16 protein-coding genes and 1 tRNA gene are annotated in these 20,037 nt (G+C 67.4%); 9 read left to right on the forward strand and 8 right to left on the reverse strand.

Annotation, left to right across the window (positions count from 1 at the left end; all coding sequences use genetic code 11):
* The first annotated feature begins 254 nt into the window (after positions 1-254).
* The gene (locus tag AB0M70_RS33110; protein WP_365825899.1) at positions 255-3,773 is read left to right on the forward strand and encodes an NACHT domain-containing protein; all 3,519 of its coding nucleotides are present in this window, start codon (positions 255-257) and stop codon (positions 3,771-3,773) included.
* A gap of 350 nt (positions 3,774-4,123) precedes the next feature.
* On the opposite strand, the gene AB0M70_RS33115 is transcribed toward AB0M70_RS33110, so the two are convergent.
* The 4 genes from AB0M70_RS33115 to AB0M70_RS33130 all read right to left on the reverse strand — a co-directional run bounded on the left by AB0M70_RS33115 (position 4,124) and on the right by AB0M70_RS33130 (position 7,892).
* Positions 4,124-5,173, reverse strand: a complete 1,050-nt coding sequence (locus AB0M70_RS33115) for an ATP-binding protein (RefSeq protein ID WP_365825901.1) — start codon at positions 5,171-5,173, stop codon at positions 4,124-4,126.
* 760 nt (positions 5,174-5,933) lie between these two features.
* Positions 5,934-6,007 (reverse strand) — tRNA-Pro (locus AB0M70_RS33120).
* 49 nt (positions 6,008-6,056) lie between these two features.
* Positions 6,057-6,842, reverse strand: coding sequence for a Pr6Pr family membrane protein (locus tag AB0M70_RS33125; protein ID WP_365825903.1), 786 nt, complete (start codon positions 6,840-6,842; stop codon positions 6,057-6,059).
* Positions 6,843-6,965: 123 nt separating this feature from the next.
* Positions 6,966-7,892, reverse strand: coding sequence for a metallophosphoesterase (locus AB0M70_RS33130; RefSeq protein WP_365825905.1), 927 nt, complete (start codon positions 7,890-7,892; stop codon positions 6,966-6,968).
* A 75-nt stretch (positions 7,893-7,967) separates the two neighbouring features.
* Here AB0M70_RS33130 and AB0M70_RS33135 point away from each other — a divergent pair, with 75 nt between their 5' ends.
* Positions 7,968-8,432, forward strand: coding sequence for a GatB/YqeY domain-containing protein (locus AB0M70_RS33135; RefSeq protein WP_365825907.1), 465 nt, complete (start codon positions 7,968-7,970; stop codon positions 8,430-8,432).
* A gap of 189 nt (positions 8,433-8,621) precedes the next feature.
* Here AB0M70_RS33135 and AB0M70_RS33140 read toward each other — a convergent pair whose 3' ends face one another.
* Positions 8,622-10,895, reverse strand: coding sequence for a transglycosylase domain-containing protein (locus tag AB0M70_RS33140; RefSeq protein WP_365825909.1), 2,274 nt, complete (start codon positions 10,893-10,895; stop codon positions 8,622-8,624).
* 417 nt (positions 10,896-11,312) lie between these two features.
* On the opposite strand from AB0M70_RS33140, the gene AB0M70_RS33145 reads away from it, so the two are divergent.
* Entirely contained in the window at positions 11,313-11,657 is a 345-nt protein-coding gene (locus tag AB0M70_RS33145) for a WhiB family transcriptional regulator (protein ID WP_167828965.1), read from the forward strand.
* A gap of 69 nt (positions 11,658-11,726) precedes the next feature.
* Here AB0M70_RS33145 and AB0M70_RS33150 read toward each other — a convergent pair whose 3' ends face one another.
* Positions 11,727-13,214 (reverse strand): ArsA family ATPase, encoded by a 1,488-nt coding sequence (locus AB0M70_RS33150; RefSeq protein ID WP_365825911.1) that lies wholly within the window; start codon positions 13,212-13,214, stop codon positions 11,727-11,729.
* Positions 13,211-14,191: an ArsA-related P-loop ATPase gene (locus AB0M70_RS33155; protein WP_365825913.1), complete on the reverse strand. Its 981-nt coding sequence runs from the start codon at positions 14,189-14,191 to the stop codon at positions 13,211-13,213. The genes AB0M70_RS33150 and AB0M70_RS33155 overlap by 4 nt, the downstream gene beginning before the upstream one ends.
* 82 nt (positions 14,192-14,273) lie before the next feature.
* On the opposite strand from AB0M70_RS33155, the gene AB0M70_RS33160 reads away from it, so the two are divergent.
* From AB0M70_RS33160 to AB0M70_RS33175, 4 genes are all read left to right on the forward strand, one after another.
* On the forward strand, positions 14,274-14,435 hold the full coding sequence (locus tag AB0M70_RS33160) for a DUF4177 domain-containing protein (RefSeq protein WP_003975360.1): 162 nt from the start codon (positions 14,274-14,276) through the stop codon (positions 14,433-14,435).
* Positions 14,432-14,902 carry a RidA family protein gene (locus AB0M70_RS33165; protein WP_365825915.1) on the forward strand — a complete coding sequence of 157 codons (471 nt, stop codon included), beginning with the start codon at positions 14,432-14,434 and terminating at the stop codon, positions 14,900-14,902. Before AB0M70_RS33160 ends, AB0M70_RS33165 begins: the two co-directional genes overlap by 4 nt.
* A gap of 87 nt (positions 14,903-14,989) precedes the next feature.
* Positions 14,990-15,892, forward strand: a complete 903-nt coding sequence (locus AB0M70_RS33170) for an NUDIX hydrolase (protein ID WP_365825917.1) — start codon at positions 14,990-14,992, stop codon at positions 15,890-15,892.
* Positions 15,893-15,950: 58 nt separating this feature from the next.
* The gene (locus AB0M70_RS33175) at positions 15,951-16,781 is read left to right on the forward strand and encodes an MBL fold metallo-hydrolase (protein ID WP_363210531.1); all 831 of its coding nucleotides are present in this window, start codon (positions 15,951-15,953) and stop codon (positions 16,779-16,781) included.
* A 368-nt stretch (positions 16,782-17,149) separates the two neighbouring features.
* On the opposite strand, the gene AB0M70_RS33180 is transcribed toward AB0M70_RS33175, so the two are convergent.
* Complete coding sequence (locus AB0M70_RS33180; protein WP_016642758.1) at positions 17,150-17,824, reverse strand: Crp/Fnr family transcriptional regulator; 675 nt, start codon at positions 17,822-17,824, stop codon at positions 17,150-17,152.
* Positions 17,825-18,136: 312 nt separating this feature from the next.
* Here AB0M70_RS33180 and nth point away from each other — a divergent pair, with 312 nt between their 5' ends.
* Both nth and AB0M70_RS33190 read left to right on the forward strand, forming a co-directional pair.
* Positions 18,137-19,162 carry an endonuclease III gene (nth, locus tag AB0M70_RS33185; protein ID WP_365825920.1) on the forward strand — a complete coding sequence of 342 codons (1,026 nt, stop codon included), beginning with the start codon at positions 18,137-18,139 and terminating at the stop codon, positions 19,160-19,162.
* Positions 19,163-19,211: 49 nt separating this feature from the next.
* Positions 19,212-20,030, forward strand: coding sequence for a CoA pyrophosphatase (locus AB0M70_RS33190; RefSeq protein ID WP_365825922.1), 819 nt, complete (start codon positions 19,212-19,214; stop codon positions 20,028-20,030).
* The last annotated feature ends 7 nt before the right edge of the window (positions 20,031-20,037 follow it).

Below are 20,037 nucleotides of genomic sequence, written 5' to 3' on the forward strand. Positions count from 1 at the left end.
GCATTCGCCACGTGCCGGCTCACGGCGACGGCGCTTCCAGTCCGAACACCAGCCGAAGGCAGTAAAATTCATCTCAGGACGGGGCATGCGCGCGCGGGACTGGAAACGGCACGTTTGGTTCGCGTATCTAGGCCACAGTGGACCCTGCTCCGGCGTCGCTTGTCGGGTTTCTTGATCAGGCTTAACGGACTGGCACACATGCATAAATGACAAGGGCGTGTCAGAGGGGCCCTCGGGAGCGAGGAGCGTGCTAGGTGCAGACGGCGAGGCCAGGCGCACTGGGTGGTGCGAAGAACGAGGCCGGTGCTACCCACCGGGCCGGTATTGCGGCGCTGCTTGCCACACATGGGTTGCTCGGAGAGGCAGTTCCTTGGCTGGAGTCTTCCTCTGTGCCGACGACGCTGCACATGGAAGCGGATTTACACGTCGATGACGTGGTGGTCGATCTCGTGGACGGCACCCGTGTCTTCATACAGGCGAAGCTGTCTGGAGCTGACAAAGCGTTTAAGGACGCTGTCGATCAGTGGTGCAGGGCAATCGAATCCGGGGAATGCCGACCCGGCGATGAACTCCTTTGCATTGTGACCAAGGCGCCGTCCACGATCGAGCGTTTGACCGAAGCGCTGAAGTCACGTCGTGCTGGAGCGTCTCCTACTGCTGAAGACACCCGGCAGCTCGACCGGCTGAAACGGCTTGCTGCCGACCGCGGCCTGGACGAGTCGGCAACGTCGCAGTTGCTGGATGCGGCGAACGTTCGTCTCCTGGACGCCCGCGACGATGGACCGGGGGAAGCCCTGGGAGCTGCTTGCCTGAACGCCGCAGTCGTTCCCGCCCACCATGGCCTTGCTGCTTTCCGCGCCTTGCGGGCAGCAGCCCGTACCCAAGCCGAACAGCGTGCGCCCTCGGGCCTCCAGGCATGGTTCAGCTGGCTGAGGAGCGCGCAGTTGCCCCTGGTGTCCGACGCCACGGGCGTTCCCGCTGCGCGAATGGAAGCCCGTCGTGAGGCCGTCACGGAGTACCGCGAAAGATTGGCCGCCGAGCAGGACATCCTCCCGCTCGCGGACCTCGGTCTGGGACTGACGTCGATTACAGTCGCCGGGGCGGCGGAAGACCTTAGAGCGGCGCCTGAAGTCCCTAATGACACGCGTGACCACTTGGTCGACATTGTGCGTCGTCAGGGACGGTTGCTGTTGATCGGTCGACCCGGATCCGGCAAGACGGTTGCCTCGCGTCTGATCGCGGCTCGTTGGGCCGCGACCGACCTTGCTCCCCTGCCTGTATGGCTACGCTTGAGCGACCTGCTTCCGGCGCTTCCCGCTACGGGCCCTTACAGGCTGGAGGCCGCCGATCTGGTGCGAACTGCTGCGGGCGTCACCCAGCCAGTGCAGGAGGAGGCGGTGCTTGAGTACGTTGAGCGCGGCCAGGCGCTGCTCTTGCTGGACGGACTCGATGAGACCCTTGACCGGCGCGATGCAGTAGTGGAAGCGATAGACGACCTACTGGGGCGTCTGCCTGCTGACCTTGACGTGGTAGTCACGACCCGACATTCCTCGGCGCAGGCCGCCGAGGTGCTCCAGCTTCCCGTCTACGAACTGCAAGATCCTCTGCATTTGGGCGAAACTATCGAGCAGCTATTGCACACGGTGGCCGAGCGGTTTGCTAGAGGTGAGGACGTTCGTGCGTGGATCGAGGACCGCACACGGCGCGTCAGAGAATCTCGCAATGTCGAACCAGACCTCTGGCGGGTGCCCCTGCTTGCCACATTGATGGTGCTGCTCATTGCCGAACGAGAGGCAGTAGTCGTACCCACGACCAGGGCCGGCCTGCTGGCCGAGGTGATCGACAGAACCGTCCATGGCTGGGAGAAACGTCGGACGCTTCTGCCGATGCCGGGTACTGACCCCGCGCAGGCCCCTTATGTCTTGCTGGACTGCTTCGACGACATAGCCCACCTTGTTGCCGCGGCTGGCAGCGCATCATGGCAGGACGCGCACGGCGCCATCAGCGACCGCCTACAACACCACTGGGGAAAGCCAAAAGGCACGGCGGCAGCCGCCGCGCGTCACATTCTGGAGTACTGGGATGCAACGGCAGGTGTCTTTATCACCGACGCGCCGCAAGGAGCTCTTACCGCCCGCACCCGCCTCTTCGCCGAGATCGGCGAGGCCCGGTGGGCCTTGAGAGACCCACAGAACATCGCCCCATGGATGGAGCTTGTCCTGGCGAGCCCTGAACGCAAAGAGAGCGCTCGTCTCGCTGCGAGCTTGTCAGCGACCGCCGCCCAAGTTCTCATCAACCGAGCTGTAAACGATGGAGGGCGGTTGCTGGACCTGGTCCACGATGCCGTCGACGACGGGGCAGCCTTCGAGGAAAAATCTCTGTACGCGTACCGGCAGGCCCAACTTGCCCGCCTGCAAACCATGCCAGATCAATATCCGCAGCCTAGTGCTGGAGTGCTGAATTTCAACCTGGGACGCTCGCCCCGCGCCGCGCTCGCCGCTCGCCTGGCCGACGACGAACTGAATTCAGAACAAACAGCCCAACTGGTCACCTATGCTGGAAAAATAGGCGTAAGACAACAGAAAGTGATTGCAGCCCTATGTGCCGTGCGAATAGCCCGGCAACGATCCACAGAGCTAAGCGACGACGAACTGGGGATACTGGAGGCGGCGCTTGGGGCAGCCAGCGCCGACTTGGAAGAGCCCCAGGAGGTCCTCTCGGGTCTCGACGCGCTCGTTCGTGCTGCCGCTGTCCACCTTCTGCCGCAACGGCCAGACATCACGTCCACTTTCGTCGATGTCGCCTACCACACCAGCCTCAACACTGTTGAGTGGCTTGAGAAGGAACTGCCACGAAGGGGCCGTCAGGATCTTCTCGAAGCTCTTTCAGCGCGGCTGCGGGCACCAAGCGCCGCCCGCGCGTTTGCGGACTCGGTCCGATCTATTGCAGCACCCTTCGAACTCTTCGCAGGGCTCGACGAAAAGCCCCTCGATCTCACTCCTTCGCAGGCATGGCACTTGGACGCCGCCGCGACCTTCGTCGATACTCTCGGCATGGGGGAGCAAGCAGCTATGGTCCCCTCATATGCCGTGCAAAAACAGCGGCACTTGACGGAAAGTATCTGTCACATCGTGCTGGAGGCTAGCGGCCAGGACGTGGGCCTCATTAGTGCTCAGCTGCGCAGCCTCCGCGGTGAGCGCCCCCAACATCCCGACTGGGGCCTTCTCTATCTGCCCAGTGCCCGGACACCCGACATAAGGCTGGCCCCCGAAACCCTCGACTTGGGCATTGTTCTCGAAGCCCTAAAAGGGGGAAACCCCTGGCTCGTCCGGCTAGGTCTGCGCCTTGCCGCAAACGCCGCTGTGCTGGATGACCAGTTCCCTGCGCAGTTGCTTGCGATTTTGCCTACGCTTGCGGCCGAGACTCGTCTGAATACAACGGCTCTGCTCGCCTACCGCTGGCCCCACCTAACCTTGCCTGTGGATGATCCGGCAGTCAGGGCCGGAGCAGCCCGTGTTCGTGCTAGCACCTTGGCCCAAAAGCAATGCCACCGTGTTGCTCAGGACCTCCTAGCTGATCCGGACTTACTTGTCCGGGAACACGCTGCTCGCTTTCTGCGCAACGCCGCGCCTGCCGACACCTCCGCACTCAAGACAGCCCTAGCGACCCCGGCGCGGCAATGGACCTGCATTGTTTGTGACGTCGTTTTGCCGAACGCTACTGAGCACTGTACGCAGCGTCATCCCCGCCCCACACCGCGCCTTGAGAACTAGGCATGAGAGCGAAGGGCGTGCCCGATGACCTCCCCGCTTACCGCGTCCCAAACCAGTCGCCCCATGTATTCAGACGGGCGCTCTGTCCCGAGACTCGAGGTGTTACAGGCGCTGTTACCGGCCTGATGTGCGGGCGGAGAGGCTTCGTGGCTCGGGGCTACTGCCTCTCTCCGCTAAGTCCCGTGGCCGTGGCTCTCCACGGAGACCGAGCGCGGATGGGTCAATTAGGCTTGGGACCTTGGCAAAGCCCTTGGGCTGCTTCCGCTTTCTACCTGTGCTGATGTCCACGGCTGTTAACCGTGGTGCCTGATCGCGTATTCATCGCCAGCCCCCAATAGCATAGATCGCCTCTAGCCCGACAAAGCTATCTTGCCAGCGAGTAGCACATGAAGAGCCCTACCCGTGATTTGTGTAACTCGGTCACCGCTTCTAACTGGTATTGCAAAAACGCTACCCTTGCCTAGCTCGGCAAGCCCCGATCCTTCCACTACGAAAGGCTTTGCCGAGTCGCTCTGAGGTGGAATGTGCATGCATACAACATGTCCATGGTCGAGAGGGGTGGCATGAATGATAAGGCCTGAAGTGGGAGGGTATATGTGGCTCTGCAGGATTGCCCGCATCGCCTCCTCGCTTCGATGGGAAAACGAGATTGGTGATACTTTGCGAATAGCGTCACCCTCGCCAGAGTTTTTCGTATAGAACCCGTAAATCAAAATTCCGCCGCTGCGGGAGTTGGCGAACTGGGCAACATCTTTGGCGAGCGTAAACTTGCCGGACTCTTTGCTAATATCTGGCAGTTGCGACTTCACTTCCATCCATTGATTTTCTTTAAGCCCAATAAACTTCCACACGTCTCCATCTTGTAGGGCGGCTAGTGCAGAAGCGGGTGAGGCGGGTTGCAGTTCGGGGACTTTCAAAGTGCTTCGATGCAGGTACGTTGCAATTGAGAAAAGCTCGGACATTTGGGCCGCTGCTTCCTTCATCGGCCTACATGTGAGCTCACATGCCCCCGTGCCGTCAACATTTGCATCCGCCTTGACCATTATTAGGCCATTTCGGCGAAGGTGCTCAGCGGCGTGCGTTAGTGCGTCTTTCTCGGCGGCTTGATGAAAGGCGACCATCATGTACACGTCCGTTTTTTCCCCCTGTGAGTAAACGGCGACGTCGGGTAGTTCGTTTCCTGCCCAGTTGTTGCTTAGGATCGCCCTTTTCTCGAACAAGGCGGAAGCTTCCTGGGTCAGTGCGTACGCGGGAACGTCAGGACTCTCGCTGGAGTTCCACAAAATATCGACGGAATCAAAGGATAACCTGCATTTCAGCGCTCCCCCGGAGCTTAGAGAGAGTTCCCACTCTTCATGGTGCTTCCGATTCTCGCAGTCGGCTCTTCTGATGAGAGTCATGGCGGGCATGATGGCACAGCGGAGCGATAGGTGTTGCCTATTTGCGTGCGTCATAGCAGGGCGCCGTCCCAGTCGCCTGCGAAAGCACAGCGGGACGTGGAGGTCCCCGGTCTGGTGCCTAGCTCAACCCACAGAGTCACCCCTGCTCCCATCCCGTCCAATCGATCCACACGTCTGGGGAACGGACATGGTTCATGGCGTCCAGGTGGAGCACCACTGTGCGAGCGACCTGGAATTGCGCCGCGTCTGCTCCGTTCTGCCTGGATCGAAGGGATGGGAGCTCCCCACGCTCGCCATCGCCCCCTCCACACCGGAGTCGGAGCGTTCCGCCGGAGGCATCGCCTTGCCCTAGGCCGGTTCGTCGAGTGCTCGCCGATTGGCCTCGGCTCAATCGAGGTGTGGGCGGGCGTCGGCGAAGCAGGGGGCGGAGCGGGCCGAAGGCAAGAGCGGCGCCCTAGGTGAAGCCGGGTGCTTGAAGAGGTAGCGAAACTCGTTCAGCTCTCGCCGGAGGCGGTTGTCTATGTCGAGCGGAGAGCCTGCCGGTACACGGCGAACGTCCTGTTGCGGGCTCCAGTGTTCGCCCGGATGGTGGGCCCAAGTTGATCGGCTTTGCCGCTGGGCGAGGGGGCTGGAGACATACGCGCGATGGGGAGTGGATTTTCCTTGATCCACTCCCCGCTCACTCCCCAAGCGGCCCCAGACAACAAATCAGGCCCGGCTTCCATTCCTGGAAACCGGGCCTGACCTGCTGTTTCAGCTGTCGGGGTGGCGGGATTTGAACCCACGACCTCTTCGTCCCGAACGAAGCGCGCTGCCAAGCTGCGCTACACCCCGATGTCGTTGCTCCACCTGCCCGCATTGCTGCTGGCCGTGGCGACATCGATTACTTTAGCGGACCGGCGGCCGGAGACGAAATCCGGTTTTCGCGGGCCGGGGTTCCGGGCCTGCGGCGGCGCGGGGCCGGGCGGAGTCGGTCCAGGGCCACCAGGAGCACGGCCAGCGCGTAGAAGGCCAGGCCGAGGACGGCGGCGTTGGTGAGGACTCCCGCGTAGCCGTGGGCGTCGACGTCCAGGAACGGGTAGGGATAGCGCGCCGGCGAGCCGGGGGCCATGAGCGCCCCGCGGATCAGGGCGAAGCCCAGGTAGGCGAGCGGGTAGAGCAGCCACAGCGCCGCGTGCCGCCATCGGAGACCGCCGCGCGAGGTGGCGCTCAGGGCCAGCAGGGGCGGTGTCAGCAGGAGCCAGTCGAGGAGCGCGGCGAGCGGCGTCACGGTGTGCAGAAGGTGGTTGGCGAGGGAGTGCCAGCCGGAGAGCGAGCCCGTGTCGTCCGTCATGGCGAAGCCGCTGGAGCCGTTGGCCAGGACGAAGTGGTAGACGAGGCCCGTGATCGAGATGTAGAGAAGCGTGCCGCCGGTCACCACCGGAGGCAGCGCTCGCCGGCCCTGCCACGCCCGGCGTGCGCCGAGCGCGAAGACCACCGCCACCAGGACATTGCTCTGGATGGTGAAGTAGCTGAGGACGCGCAGTGGGCTGCCGATGGCCAGGTCGATGACGACACCGGTGGCCGCGGCCAGGGCGATCAGCGCCCGGAAGGCCGCGGTCACCGGGCGGCACACCCCGGGCAGCGTGATGTCGGTCGGGGCGTACGACGACGTTGTCCGCGCGATCATGCCCCCACGCTAAGCACCGTTCCGCTCACGCGCGCGCCGTCAGCGCCAGACGCCGACCGCAACCGCCCTGCCGCCAACATCAGCTCCCCGCCGCCGCCAGCCCCCAGCGCCCCCCAGCGCCCCTCAGCCCTCCGCCACCAACGTCAACAACGTCGCCTCCGGAGGGCAGGCGAAGCGCATCGGGGTGTAGCGGTTGGCGCCGCAGCCCGCGGAGACGTGCATGTACGACGTCCGGCCCTCCGCCTCGTGTGTCGAGAGGCCCTTCACGCGCTCCGTGTCCAGGTCGCAGTTGGTGACAAGCGCCCCGTAGAAGGGGATGCACACCTGGCCGCCGTGCGTGTGACCCGCGAGGATCAAGGGGTAGCCGTCGGCCGCGAAGGCGTCGAGCGCGCGCAGGTACGGAGCGTGCACGATGCCCATCGAGAAGTCGGCGCCCGTGTCCGGACCGCCCGTCACGCGCGCGTACCGGTCGCGTTTGATGTGCGGGTCGTCCAGGCCGGTGAGCCCGATCTCGTAGCCCTCGATCTTCAGGGCGCCCCGCGTGTTCGTCAGGTTCACCCAGCCCGCGGCGTCGAAGCCGTCGCGCAGGTCCTCCCACGGGTTGTGGATCACGCCGACGGCGGGTGCGTTGCCGTTCAGACCGTGCTTGCCCTGCGACTTCTCGACCAGGTAGCGGACGGGGTTGCGCGGCTTGGGGCCGTAGTAGTCGTTCGAGCCGAAGACGTACGCCCCGGGGAACTGCATCAGCGGGCCGAGCGCGTCCAGCGTCTCCGGCACGCCCTCCGGGTCGGAGAGGTTGTCCCCGGTGTTGATCACGAAGTCGGGGCGCAGGCCCGCGAGCGAACGCAGCCAGCGCTGCTTCTTGCGCTGCCCCGACACCATGTGGATGTCCGACACCTGGAGAACTCTGAGCGGTCGCATCCCGGGCGGAAGGACCGGCACCGTGATCCGTCGCAGTCGGAAGAAGCGGGCTTCGAAGCCCACCGAGTAGGCCAGACCGGCGGCGGCCGTCGCCGCGATTCCCAGGGGTACTGCGTATTGCGCGCGCATCCTCCCATCGTGTCAGACCCGAAGGCCCCGTAAATCGGCGGGCGTCGGGCCGTACGCACCTGCGACAATCACCGCATGACCACGCTCAAGTCGAAGCTGCAGGAAGACCTCACCGCCGCGATCAGGGGGCGTGACGAGCTGCGCTCCTCCACGCTCCGGCTGACCCTCACCGCCATCACGAAGGAGGAGGTCTCGGGCAAGACGGCCCGCGAACTCTCCGACGACGAGGTGCAGAAGGTGATCGCCCGCGAGGCCAAGAAGCGCCGCGAGGCCGCGGAGGCGTTCGCCCAGGGCGGTCGCGCCGAGCAGGCCGCCAAGGAGAAGGCGGAGGGTGAGGTCCTCGCCGAGTACCTGCCGAAGCAGCTCTCCGAGGACGAGCTCCAGGCGATCGTCGCCCAGGCCGTCGAGGAGGCGAAGGCCGCCGGTGCTGAGGGGCCGCGCGCCATGGGGCAGGTCATGAAGATCGTGAACCCGAAGGTCGCGGGCCTGGCCGAGGGCGGCCGCGTCGCCGCCGTCGTCAAGAAGCTGCTCGCGGGCTGAGCGGCGGCTGTGCCGGCTAATCGGGCTGAGCGGGCTAAGCGGCTGAGCGAGCTGAGCAGGCTGTGACCCGTAGCGCCCGCAGCGCCCGCAGCCTCCGTAGCCAATAGCAGGCGCGTACGCGAATGGGGGCGCCCCCTGATCAAAGGGGGCGCCCCCACTCACGTACTGCCAACAAGCAGTGACCGGGCCCTACCGGCCCCAGCCGCCGATCCCGCCCCCATTGCCGTTGCCGCCCCCGCCGTTCCCGCCGCCGCCGATGACGTCCGGCGGCAGGGAGATGTCCGGCCAGGGATCGCCGCCGCCTCCGCCACCGCCGTTGTTACCGCCGCCGTCACCGCCACCGCCGTTGCCGTTGCCCGGCGGCTTGTTGTCCTCGTGGTGCTTGTCCTTGTCCTTGTCGCCGCCCGGGATGTGGACGGTGTTGAAGCCCGGCGCCGGCTTGCCCGCGAGCGCACCGCTCATCGCGTCCCGCCAGATCGGGCCGGGGACCTCTCCACCGAAGACCTTGCCGTACGGCCGTCCGCCGATGGTGATATCGACCATCCGCCGCTTGTGCTCCGGGTCGCCGACCCACACCGCGCCCGACATGTTCGGGGTGTAGCCCACGAACCAGGCGGCGTAGCGGAAGTCGGTCGTACCCGTCTTGCCCGCGCTCGCACGGGAGCCGAGGCCGGCCTGCTTGCCGGTTCCGTCCTCGACCACGCCCTTCAGGAGGGTGTTGATCGTGTCCGCCGTCTTCGTCGACATCGCGCGCGAGCACGTCGTCTTCGGCACCGGGAGCGTCTTGCCGCCCGGAGCGGCGATCGACTCGATCGCGACGGGCGAGCAGTACTTACCGCGTGCGGCGAACGTCGCGTACGCGCCCGCCATCGTCAGCGGCGACATCTCCTGGGTGCCGAGCGCGATCGACGGCGCCTGGTCGATCTTCCTGCCGTCGGCCCGCTCGACGCCCATCTTCTCGGCCATCTGCGTCACCGGGCAGATCCCGATGTCGCCGATCATCTCCACGTAGTACGTGTTGACCGACTTCGCGGTCGCTTCCCGCATGTCGTACGGGCCGACCTCGGCCTCGTTCTCGTTGGTGAGCTTGTCGCCGCCCGAGTTGAGCCACTTCTTGCCGTCGCACGCCGCGACACTGCTGGGGTACGGCATCTCGTACGGCGAGTCGTAGCTCTTCGTGGCGGGCATCCCGCCCTCCAGGGCGGCCGCCGCCACGATCGGCTTGAAGGTCGAACCCGGCTGGTAGCCCGCGCCGCCGCCCATGGCGTTGTCCACGGACAGGTTCATCGAGGTCTCGTTGTCCTTGAGGTTGATCCCGTAGGGCCGCGACTGGCCCATGCCCAGGATCTTGCCGGTGCCCGGCTCGACGATGGTGGCCGCCGTCGCCACGTCGTCCTTCTGGTTGACGTGATCCTTTATCGAGGCCTGCACGGACTCCTGGGCCTGCGGGTCGAGGGTCGTCTTGATCCGCAGACCGCCCTGGTTCCAGACCTTGGCCCGGTCCTTCTGGGTCTTGCCGAAGACCGGGTCGGAGAGGAAGACCTCGCGTACGTAGTCACAGAAGAACCCGGCGCCGCTGACCGCCGTGATGCAGCCGTTCTTGGGCTTGCTCACCTTCAGGCCGAGCGGCTTGGCCTTCGCCTCCGCGGCCTCCGCCTGCGTGATGTCGTGCGTCTCCGCCATCCGCTGCAGCACCGTGTTACGGCGCTTGGTGGCTTCCTCGGAGTCGTTCACGGGGTCGTACCGGCTGGGGGACTGCACGATGCCGGCGAGCAGCGCGGCCTCCTGGACCTGCAGGTCCTTGGCGGGCTTGGAGAAGTAGCGCTGGGCCGCGGCCTCGACTCCGTACGCCTGCTGGCCGAAGTAGGTGATGTTCAGGTAGTTGCTGAGGATGCGCTTCTTGCCGAGCTTGTCCTCGACCTGGATCGCGTACTTCAGCTCGCGGATCTTGCGCCCGAGGGTCTGCTGGGTGGCCTCGGCGACCTTCGTCGGGTCGTTGCCCGCCTCTTCGACGAAGACGTTCTTCACGTACTGCTGCGTGAGGGTGGACGCGCCCTGGGAGACGCCGCCGCTCTGCGCGTTCTGGTTCAGCGCGCGAAGGATGCCCTTCGCGTCGATCGCGCCGTGCTCGTAGAAGCGCGAGTCCTCGATCGCGACGATCGCCTTCTGCATGTACGGCGAGATCTCCTTGAGGGGGACCACCGTGCGGTCACGCGAGTAGACCGTGGCGATGGAGCCGCCCTCGCTGTCGAGGATCGTGGTGCGCTGACTCAGCGGTGGCTGCTCCAAGTTGGACGGGATCTCGTCGAACTCCTCCACCGAGCCCTTCGCCGCGAGGCCGAGCGCACCGGCCGCGGGCAGGGCGATGCCTGCCAGCACGGCTCCCGCGAGCACGCTGACACCTAGGAACTTCGCGGCCTGCTGAGTTGGTGACAGACCACCGCCGGAGCGCTTCTTTCCCATGGGGGCAGCCTACGTTCTGATTCGCCGGACAGGCCTCAATGCCTTGGCCTAAGCTGCTCTCAACTGTCACAGCAGTGCGGTTCGGCAACAACCCCTCTCCCGGTCCCGAATCCCGAACGGGGTCCCCCCTCTGCTCGTCCAGATGGCCCGGGGCTGTGCCCGAATTCGCCTCATGCGGCATTCGATGCCCGTTGTGACTCAGCTGAAGTGCCCGCATTTGCCGGGTTAATCACGCATGTCGCCAGCTCACTCCGTCGGGTGATCTGCCGCTTACGCATAGTCCGTTCGGGCCATTCAAGATTGGGCCCGAAGGGGGTGTTGCGCTGTGCCCACCTTCCGTAACGTCCTCAACTGGCGGCGGTGAATATGCCGCTGCCGCCGTGGGGGAGCCTCGATTCGGGAGAGGACGGCGCCGGTATGGGCTGGGTAACCGACTGGAGTGCGCAGGCGGCCTGCCGCACTACCGATCCAGATGAACTGTTCGTTCAAGGAGCAGCGCAGAACAGGGCCAAGGCGGTGTGCACCGGATGCCCGGTGCGCACGGAGTGCCTGGCCGACGCGCTGGACAACCGCGTCGAGTTCGGCGTGTGGGGTGGCATGACTGAGCGGGAGCGCCGCGCATTGCTGCGCAGGCGTCCCACGGTCACCTCGTGGCGCCGTCTGCTGGAGACGGCGCGCTCCGAGTACGAGCGTGGCGCGGGCCTGCTGCCCGTGGACTTGGAGGACGACGAGACGTACGAGAGCTACGCGGCAGTGGGTTAGCGCCCGTCGGCCGCGTGGCGGTGGGGGAAAGCCCCCACCGACCGCGTGGCAGTGGGTCAAACCTGCTGCTCAGGCAGCTCCGGCCGAATCACCATCAGCACCGGCCGCGAGCCGTTCCCCGATGGCCCGAAGGCCTGCCAGGTCGTGCACGTCACCCGGCAGTGCCGTCACTTCGGCCACGGCCACCTCGGGGTGCAGCGCGGTGAAGCGATCGCGCGTGCGCTGTTCGCGCGCGAGCAGCCGCATGCGTTCCGCGTGCAGTCGCAGCAGACCGGCGGTCAGCTGTGCCACGGGCTGCTTGTCGTGCAGCTGCTTGTCATGCTGCTGCTTGTCATGAGGTTCGGCGAGGGCTTCTTCGGCGGAGGCCGCGGAGGTCTCTTCGGCAGGGGTCTCTTCGTCAGAGGTCTCTTCGGAAGGTGTGTCAGAAGGTGCGGGGGTCTCGGAACTGCCGGGGGCCTCGTGGGAGTTGCCGGGAGCCTCGGGCGATGCCTCGTACGACGCTTCGGGGGATGCCTCTGGGGAAGCCTCGCGGGAGTTACGAACACCTTCCTTCCCGTCCTCCTGATCCACAATGCGGCTCTCATCAAGATTTTCCGCGGCGGCAAGCGCCCGCTCGGCCGAGAGCTGAGCGGCGCCGCTGCTGTGCACCCTGTTCAGCACGAGACCGGCGAGCGGCATGTCGTCCGCCGCCAGACGCTCCACGAAGTACGCCGCTTCCCGCAGCGCGTCCCGCTCCGGGGACGCCACCACGAGGAACGCCGTGCCCGGCGCCTGGAGCAGCCGGTACGTGGCGTCCGCGCGGGTGCGAAAGCCGCCGAACATGGTGTCCATCGCGGCCACGAACGTCTGGACGTCACGCAGCAGTTGGCCGCCGAGCAGCTTCCCCAGGGCGCCCGTCATCATCGACATCCCGACGTTCAGGAACTTCATCCCGGCCCGGCCGCCCACCTTCGCGGGGGCCATCAGCACCCGGATCAGCTTCCCGTCCAGGAAAGAGCCGAGGCGCTTCGGCGCGTCGAGGAAGTCGAGGGCCGACCGGGACGGCGGCGTGTCGACGACGATCAGATCCCACTCGTCACGCGAGCGCAGCTGCCCCAGCTTCTCCATCGCCATGTACTCCTGCGTGCCCGCGAAGCCCGCCGAAAGCGACTGGTAGAAGGGGTTGCCGAGGATCGCGGCCGCGCGCTCCTTGTCCGCGTGCGCCTCGACGATCTCGTCGAAGGTGCGCTTCATGTCGAGCATCATGGCGTGCAGCTCGCCGCCGCCGGATGTGCCCTCGATGGCCTTGACCTGGCGCGGGACGTTGTCGAGCGAGTCGATCCCCATGGACTGCGCGAGCCGGCGCGCCGGGTCGATGGTCAGGACGACGACCTTGCGGCCCCGTTCGGCGGCCCGCAGTCCCAGAGCCGCGGCCGTGGTCGTCTTGCCGACGCCTCCGGAGCCGCAGCACACCACGATGCGGGTCTTCGGGTCGTCGAGCAGGGCGTCCACGTCGAGCGTGCGGGACGGGTCCAGGGGGCGTGTCGTGTCAGGGTGCTGTGCCGGGTCCGAGCTCATGCGATCCCTTGCTTTCGCAGTTCCGTGGCGAGTTCGTAGAGCCCCGCCAGGTCCATTCCCCCGGCCAGCAGGGGGAGTTCGTGCAGGGGGAGGCCGAGATCGCCCAGAACGGCCCGCTGGGAGCCCTCCAGGGCGTGCCGCTCGGCGTACTCGGCGGCCTGCTCCAGGAGCGGGTCCACGAGGCGCTCGGCGACGCCGCCGCGGCGGGCCCCGCCGAGCCCGGCGGCGGACAGGGACTTGGCGATGGCCGTACGCGGCGCCTGGTCGAGCCCGAGTTCCAGCGACGCCTCGTCGAGGAGCGCGGGCCGCACCATGTTCACGATGACGCGCCCCACGGGAAGCTTGGCCGCCCGCAGCTCCGCGATCCCGTCGGCGGTCTCCTGGACGGGCATCTCCTCGAGGAGCGTCACCAGGTGGACCGCTGTCTCCGGAGACTTCAGGACGCGCATCACGGCCTGCGCCTGATTGTGTATGGGGCCGATCTTGGCCAGACCCGCGACCTCGTCGTTCACGTTCAAGAAGCGCGTGATGCGGCCGGTGGGCGGCGCGTCCATCACCACGCAGTCGTACGCGTAACGCCCGCTCTTGTCCTTGCGGCGTACCGCCTCGCAGGCCTTGCCGGTCAGCAGGACATCCCGCAGACCGGGCGCGACCGTGGTGGCGAAGTCGATGGCGCCGAGTTTCTTGAGCGCGCGTCCCGCGCCCCCCAGCTTGTAGAACATCTGGAGGTAGTCGAGCAACGCCAGTTCAGGATCGATGGCGAGGGCATACACCTCCCCGCCCCCGGGAGCGACGGCGATCTTCCGCTCCTCATACGGCAGCGCTTCGGTCTCGAAGAGCTGCGCGATGCCTTGTCTGCCCTCGACCTCCACGAGGAGGGTGCGCTTGCCCTCCGTCGCGAGGGCGAGCGCGAGTGCGGCGGCCACCGTGGTCTTGCCGGTACCGCCCTTGCCGCTGACGACCTGGAGCCTGCTCACACTTCCGAGCCTAACCAGTCGCCGTCCGGGCTAAGCAGGAGGCCACCGTGAGCAGTGCCTCACAACGGCTACAGTCGGCCATATGACCAAGTGGGAATACGCAACCGTGCCGCTGCTCGTCCATGCCACGAAGCAGATTCTGGACACCTGGGGCGAGGACGGCTGGGAGCTCGTCCAGGTCGTCCCCGGGCCGAACAACCCTGAGCAGCTCGTGGCCTACCTGAAGCGGGAGAAGCAGGCATGAGCGGGGCCGTCGAGGCGAAGCTGGCCGAGCTCGGCCTGACGCTGCCCGAGGTCGTGCCGCCGCTCGCCGCCTACCAGCCGGCCGTCCAGTCGGGTGTGTACGTCTACACCGCGGGCCAGCTCCCGATGGTGGACGGCAAGCTCCCGATGACCGGCAAGGTCGGCGGAGAGGTGACCCCCGAGGAGGCCAAGGAACTGGCCCGCACGTGCGCGCTCAACGCGCTCGCCGCGGTGAAGTCCGTCGCCGGTGACCTCGACCGGATCGCCCGCGTCGTGAAGGTCGTCGGCTTCGTGGCATCGGCCCCGGACTTCACGGGCCAGCCCGCGGTGCTCAACGGCACGAGCGAGCTGCTCGGCGAGGTGCTCGGCGACAAGGGCGTGCACGCCCGCAGCGCCGTGGGTGTCGCGGTCCTGCCGCTGGACGCGCCGGTCGAGGTCGAGATCCAGGTGGAGCTGACCGAGGCGTAGTCCGCCCTCCACATGGCCTGATCGTTGCCTTCTGGCACCCGATAGTTGCCTCTCGAACATCCGCCCACCAGGGGATAGCCTCCGCCCATGGCTAATGGGCAGTGGTACCCCCCGGAGTGGCCCGACCGCATCCGTGCGCTGAGCAGCGGCGAACTGACGCCGGCGACTCCGCGCCGGGCGGCCACGGTCATGCTCCTGCGGGACTCCCGGATCTCCGGCGACTCCCTTGGCGCCCGTGACTCCGTGGCGGGCCCCGCCGTACACATGCTGCGCAGACGCGCCTCCATGGCCTTCGCCGGAGGCGCGTACGCGTATCCGGGCGGGGGAGTGGATCCGCGTGACGACGACCGCCTCGTGCGCTGGGCGGGCCCGTCCCTCGCGACGTGGGCGGCGCGCCTCGGCGTGGACGAGCCGGGGGCCCAGGCGATCGTGTGCGCCGCCGTGCGCGAGACGTTCGAGGAGGCCGGCGTGCTGCTCGCGGGGCCGACCCCGTCGAGCGTCGTCGGCGACACCACGGGCGACGACTGGGAGGCCGACCGCGAGGCGCTGGTGGCCCGCGCGCTCTCCTTCGCGGAGTTCCTCGACCGCAGGGACCTGGTCCTCCGTAGCGACCTGCTCGGCGCCTGGGCCCGGTGGATCACTCCGGAGTTCGAACCAAAACGCTACGACACGTTCTTCTTCGTGGCGGCCCTCCCGGAGGGGCAGCGCACACGCAACGCCTCCACGGAGGCCGACCGTACGGTGTGGATCGCTCCGGAGGAGGCCACGGCGGGCTACGACAAGGGCGACCTCCTGATGATGCCGCCCACCATCGCGACCCTGCGCCAACTGAGCCCCTACGGATCGGCCGCGGACGCCCTTGCCGCTGCCCCGGAGCGCGACCTCACCCCGGTCCTGGCCCAAGCACGCCTGAAGGACGGCGAGTTGGTGCTGACCTGGCCGGGCCACGAGGAGTTCACCAAGCACATCCCTACGGGCGGTTCAGCATGACCACGACCACGCCTGAACCTGCTGCCCCTGCCACGAACCGGACGGGAGTCACCCCCGCATGACCGAAGCCGCCGCCCTTCCCGGGCAGCCCCGGGGCGGAGTCCTCAGCGGTCCCGCCACCGCCCGCGCGGTCAATGTCCTCGCCCCCAACGCGTCCGCGATGACGCTGGACGGGACCAACACCTGGATCGTGTCCGAGCCGGGCTCCGGGCTCGCGGTCGTCGTCGACCCGGGCCCCTTGGACGACGCGCACCTCCAGCACGTCATCGCCACGGCCGAGAAGGCCGGGCAGCGGGTCGCGCTCACCCTCCTCACCCACGGCCACCCCGACCACGCGGAGGGCGCCGCGCGCTTCGCCGAGCTGACCGGCACCAAGGTCCGGGCCCTCGACCCCGCGCTGCGTCTGGGCGACGAGGGCCTTGGCGCGGGTGACGTGATCACGACGGGCGGTCTCGAACTCCGGGTGGTCCCGACGCCGGGCCACACCGCGGACTCCCTCTGCTTCCATCTCCCGGCCGATCAGGCGGTCCTGACGGGGGATACGGTCCTGGGGCGCGGTACGACGGTCGTGGCGCACCCTGACGGCCGCCTGGGGGACTATCTGGACTCCCTGCGGCGCCTGCGGTCCCTGACGGTCGACGACGGCGTGCACACGGTCCTGCCGGGCCACGGTCCGGTCCTGGAGGACGCCCAGGGCGCCGTCGAGTTCTACCTGGCCCACCGCGCGAACCGCCTGGCCCAGGTCGAGACGGCCGTGGAGAACGGCCACGCGGCCCCGTCGGACGTGGTCGCCCACGTCTACGCGGACGTGGACCGCTCCTTGTGGCCGGCAGCGGAACTCTCGGTACGAGCACAGCTGGACTACTTGCGGGAACACGGCTTGATCTAGCCCAAGCCAAAGCCCGTCCGTCCGAGGCATCAACAACCGCCCCGGACGTCACCTACGCGCCCCTGCCGTCCAGGGCGGCAGGCATCCACCCCGAGTACGCACCTGCCTCGCGCGGTACGCGCCCACCCGTTCCGAGGGCGCGCTCGCGCACCACCCGAGCCGGCACGTGCCCACCCGCTCGGGGGCCACGCGCCCACCCACCCGAGCCGGCACGCGCCCGCCTGCTCCGGGGCCACGCGCCCACCCACCCGAACCAGATCCGCCCACACCGCCGGGCAATCGGGTGGGTGGGTGGGAAAGTCTTTGGGGGAAGCACGGATGGGGCCCAGCCTCAAAGAGGCGGGACCCCATCCACGTACGAAACAGCGTCAGCGTGAACGCTTCGCCAACCGCTCCACGTCCAGCAAAATCACCGCGCGCGCCTCGAGCCGAAGCCAGCCGCGCCCGGCGAAGTCCGCCAGAGCCTTGTTGACCGTCTCGCGGGACGCGCCGACCAGCTGGGCCAGCTCCTCCTGCGTGAGGTCGTGCACGACGTGGATGCCCTCTTCGGACTGCACGCCGAAGCGGCGCGACAGGTCCAGAAGAGCGCGGGCCACACGCCCGGGCACGTCGGAGAAGACCAGATCGGACATCTGGTCGTTCGTCTTGCGCAGGCGCCGCGCGACGGCACGCAGCAGCGCCGCGGCCACCTCGGGCCGCGCGTTCAGCCACGGCTGAAGGTCGCCGTGGCCCAGGCCGAGCAGCTTGACCTCGGTGAGCGCCGAGGCGGTGGCCGTACGCGGACCCGGGTCGAACAGCGAGAGCTCACCGATGAGCTCGCCGGGGCCGAGCACCGCGAGCATGTTCTCGCGGCCGTCGGGTGAGGTGCGGTGAAGCTTCACCTTGCCCTCGGTGACCACGTAAAGGCGGTCTCCGGGGTCACCTTCATGGAAAAGCGCATCCCCGCGCGCGAGCGTCACCTCACTCATGGAGGCGCGGAGCTCCGCGGCCTGCTCGTCATCGAGCGCCGCGAAGAGCGGGGCGCGCCGCAGAACGTCGTCCACGAGTTCTCTCCTTGTCGACCTGCATCAGGGGGACCGTGCTCCCCATTTTGCCGGACGGTCCAAACAGTGTGATCAGTCACAAGTCTGCCGCACTGCCGTCGCATGCTGTGCGGGAGGGGGCCAATTGGGGGCCGATCCATGGGGTCCAGGGCGGATGTCAGTGTCGGGCTCTAGGCTGGCCGGGTGTCCAAAAAGCCGGTGGGAGCACAGGCCAGGAGTACCGGGAAGGCTACAGCCCAACCGGATTCCGCTGTGGGCGAACATACATCCACTGGGCCAGAGAATGCGACAAAAGGGACAAGGGTGCCACCGGTGAGCAAGCCTTCGGAGCAGATTCCAGCCACCGCCGCCGCGGCGAAATCCACCCCGGCGAGGAAGGCCCCCGCGGCAGGCAAGAAGGCCCCCGCGGCAGGCAAGAAGACGGCCGCCGCAGCCAAGAAGACCGCCGCCGCGAAGAAGGCCGCTCCAGCCAAGAAGGCCACCCCCGCCAAAAAAGTCGCTGCGGCCGGCACCAAGCCCAACACCGAGCCGAACGCCAAGCCCAAGACCAAGCCCAGCACCAAGCCCAGCAAGCCCGAATCCCACACCGCCCTCGTCCGCCGAGCCCGCCGCATCAACCGTGAGCTCGCCGAGGTGTACTCGTACGCCCACCCCGAGTTGGACTTCGAGAACCCCTTCGAGCTGCTCGTCGCCACGGTCCTCTCCGCGCAGACGACCGATCTGCGGGTGAATCAGACGACCCCGCGCCTCTTCGCCGCGTACCCGACCCCCGAGGACCTCGCCGCCGCAAGCCCCGAAGAGGTCGAGGAGTTGATCCGGCCGACCGGGTTCTTCCGGGCGAAGACGAAGTCGATCATGGGGCTCGCCACGGCCCTCAGGGACAATTACGGCGGCGAGGTCCCCGGCCGCATAGAGGACCTGGTCAAGCTCCCCGGCGTGGGACGCAAGACCGCGTTCGTCGTGCTCGGGAACGCCTTCGGGGTCCCCGGCATCACCGTGGACACCCACTTCGGACGGCTCGTCAGGCGCTGGAAGTGGACCGAGGAGACCGACCCGGTGAAGGTCGAGGCCGCCGTCGCCGAGCTCTTCCCGAAGAGCGAGTGGACGATGCTCTCGCACCGCGTGATCTTCCACGGGCGCCGGATCTGCCACTCCCGCAAGCCCGCCTGCGGTGCCTGCCCGATCGCCGACCTCTGCCCGGCGTACGGGGAGGGCGAGACCGACCCGGAGAAGGCGAAGAAGCTCCTGAAGTACGAGATGGGCGGCCTGCCGGGCCAGCGCCTCAAGCCCCCGCCGGACTATCCGGGAAAGGCCGCGCCCCCGCTGGGCGCCGCATGAGCGAGGAACCAACCGAGGGGTCACAGGCGTTGTCCACAGTTGGACGGGGGTGCCGATGACGCACGCGAGCGACACGAGCGAGACAACCGACACGAGCGATACGCACATGAGCGACGGGAACGGCCACCAGAGGCCCGGCCAGGGACTCGATCAGGAGCGGGGCCACGGCCACGGCCACGCCCGTACCACCGGCCCCCTCGGGCACGTGCGCCTCAGCACCGAAGGCCTCCCCGCATGGCTGGATCCGGTCGCACACGCGGCCGAGACGATCCGGCCGACCCAACTCAGCCGCTTCCTGCCCCCGGAGAGCGGCGCCGGACGCCAGTCCGCCGTACTGATCCTCTTCGGAGAGGGCACACACGGCCCCGAGCTGCTCCTGATGGAGCGCGCGGGGAACCTGCGCTCGCACGCGGGACAGCCCTCCTTCCCCGGCGGCTCCCTCGACCCCGAGGACGGTGATCCGCTGACCGACGGCCCCCTGCGCGCCGCCCTGCGCGAGGCCGAGGAGGAGACCGGACTCGACCCCCGGGGCGTCCAGCTCTTCGGCGTGCTGCCCAAGCTCTTCATCCCGGTGAGCGACTTCGTGGTGACCCCGGTGCTCGGCTGGTGGCGCACGCCCACCCCCGTGGGCGTCGTCGATCCGGCCGAGACGGCCCGCGTCTTCACGGTCCCCGTGTCCGATCTCACGGATCCCTGCAACCGCGCGACGACGGTTCATCCGAGCGGCCACCAAGGCCCGGCCTTCCTCGTCGAATCCGCTCTGGTCTGGGGTTTTACGGCTGGAGTGATCGACCGAATCCTGCATTTCGCAGGCTGGGAGCGCCCCTGGGACCGCACCAAGCAGGTGCCGCTCGACTGGCGCGCATGACAAGGTT

The sequence above is a fragment of the Streptomyces sp. NPDC051214 genome (genome assembly GCF_040682375.1).
Classification (GTDB): domain Bacteria; phylum Actinomycetota; class Actinomycetes; order Streptomycetales; family Streptomycetaceae; genus Streptomyces.

What these genes read in the sequence shown, in the direction of transcription:
- AB0M70_RS33165 (WP_365825915.1), top strand. Translation starts at nt 14,432, where the DNA reads ATGAGCGGGGCCGTCGAGGCGAAGCTGGCCGAGCTCGGCCTGACGCTG.
- AB0M70_RS33130 (WP_365825905.1), bottom strand. Translation starts at nt 7,892, where the DNA reads ATGCGCGCGCAATACGCAGTACCCCTGGGAATCGCGGCGACGGCCGCC.
- AB0M70_RS33145 (WP_167828965.1), top strand. Translation starts at nt 11,313, where the DNA reads ATGGGCTGGGTAACCGACTGGAGTGCGCAGGCGGCCTGCCGCACTACC.
- AB0M70_RS33135 (WP_365825907.1), top strand. Translation starts at nt 7,968, where the DNA reads ATGACCACGCTCAAGTCGAAGCTGCAGGAAGACCTCACCGCCGCGATC.
- AB0M70_RS33150 (WP_365825911.1), bottom strand. Translation starts at nt 13,214, where the DNA reads ATGAGCTCGGACCCGGCACAGCACCCTGACACGACACGCCCCCTGGAC.
- AB0M70_RS33175 (WP_363210531.1), top strand. Translation starts at nt 15,951, where the DNA reads ATGACCGAAGCCGCCGCCCTTCCCGGGCAGCCCCGGGGCGGAGTCCTC.
- AB0M70_RS33115 (WP_365825901.1), bottom strand. Translation starts at nt 5,173, where the DNA reads ATGACTCTCATCAGAAGAGCCGACTGCGAGAATCGGAAGCACCATGAA.
- AB0M70_RS33140 (WP_365825909.1), bottom strand. Translation starts at nt 10,895, where the DNA reads ATGGGAAAGAAGCGCTCCGGCGGTGGTCTGTCACCAACTCAGCAGGCC.
- AB0M70_RS33160 (WP_003975360.1), top strand. Translation starts at nt 14,274, where the DNA reads ATGACCAAGTGGGAATACGCAACCGTGCCGCTGCTCGTCCATGCCACG.
- AB0M70_RS33170 (WP_365825917.1), top strand. Translation starts at nt 14,990, where the DNA reads ATGGCTAATGGGCAGTGGTACCCCCCGGAGTGGCCCGACCGCATCCGT.
- AB0M70_RS33125 (WP_365825903.1), bottom strand. Translation starts at nt 6,842, where the DNA reads ATGATCGCGCGGACAACGTCGTCGTACGCCCCGACCGACATCACGCTG.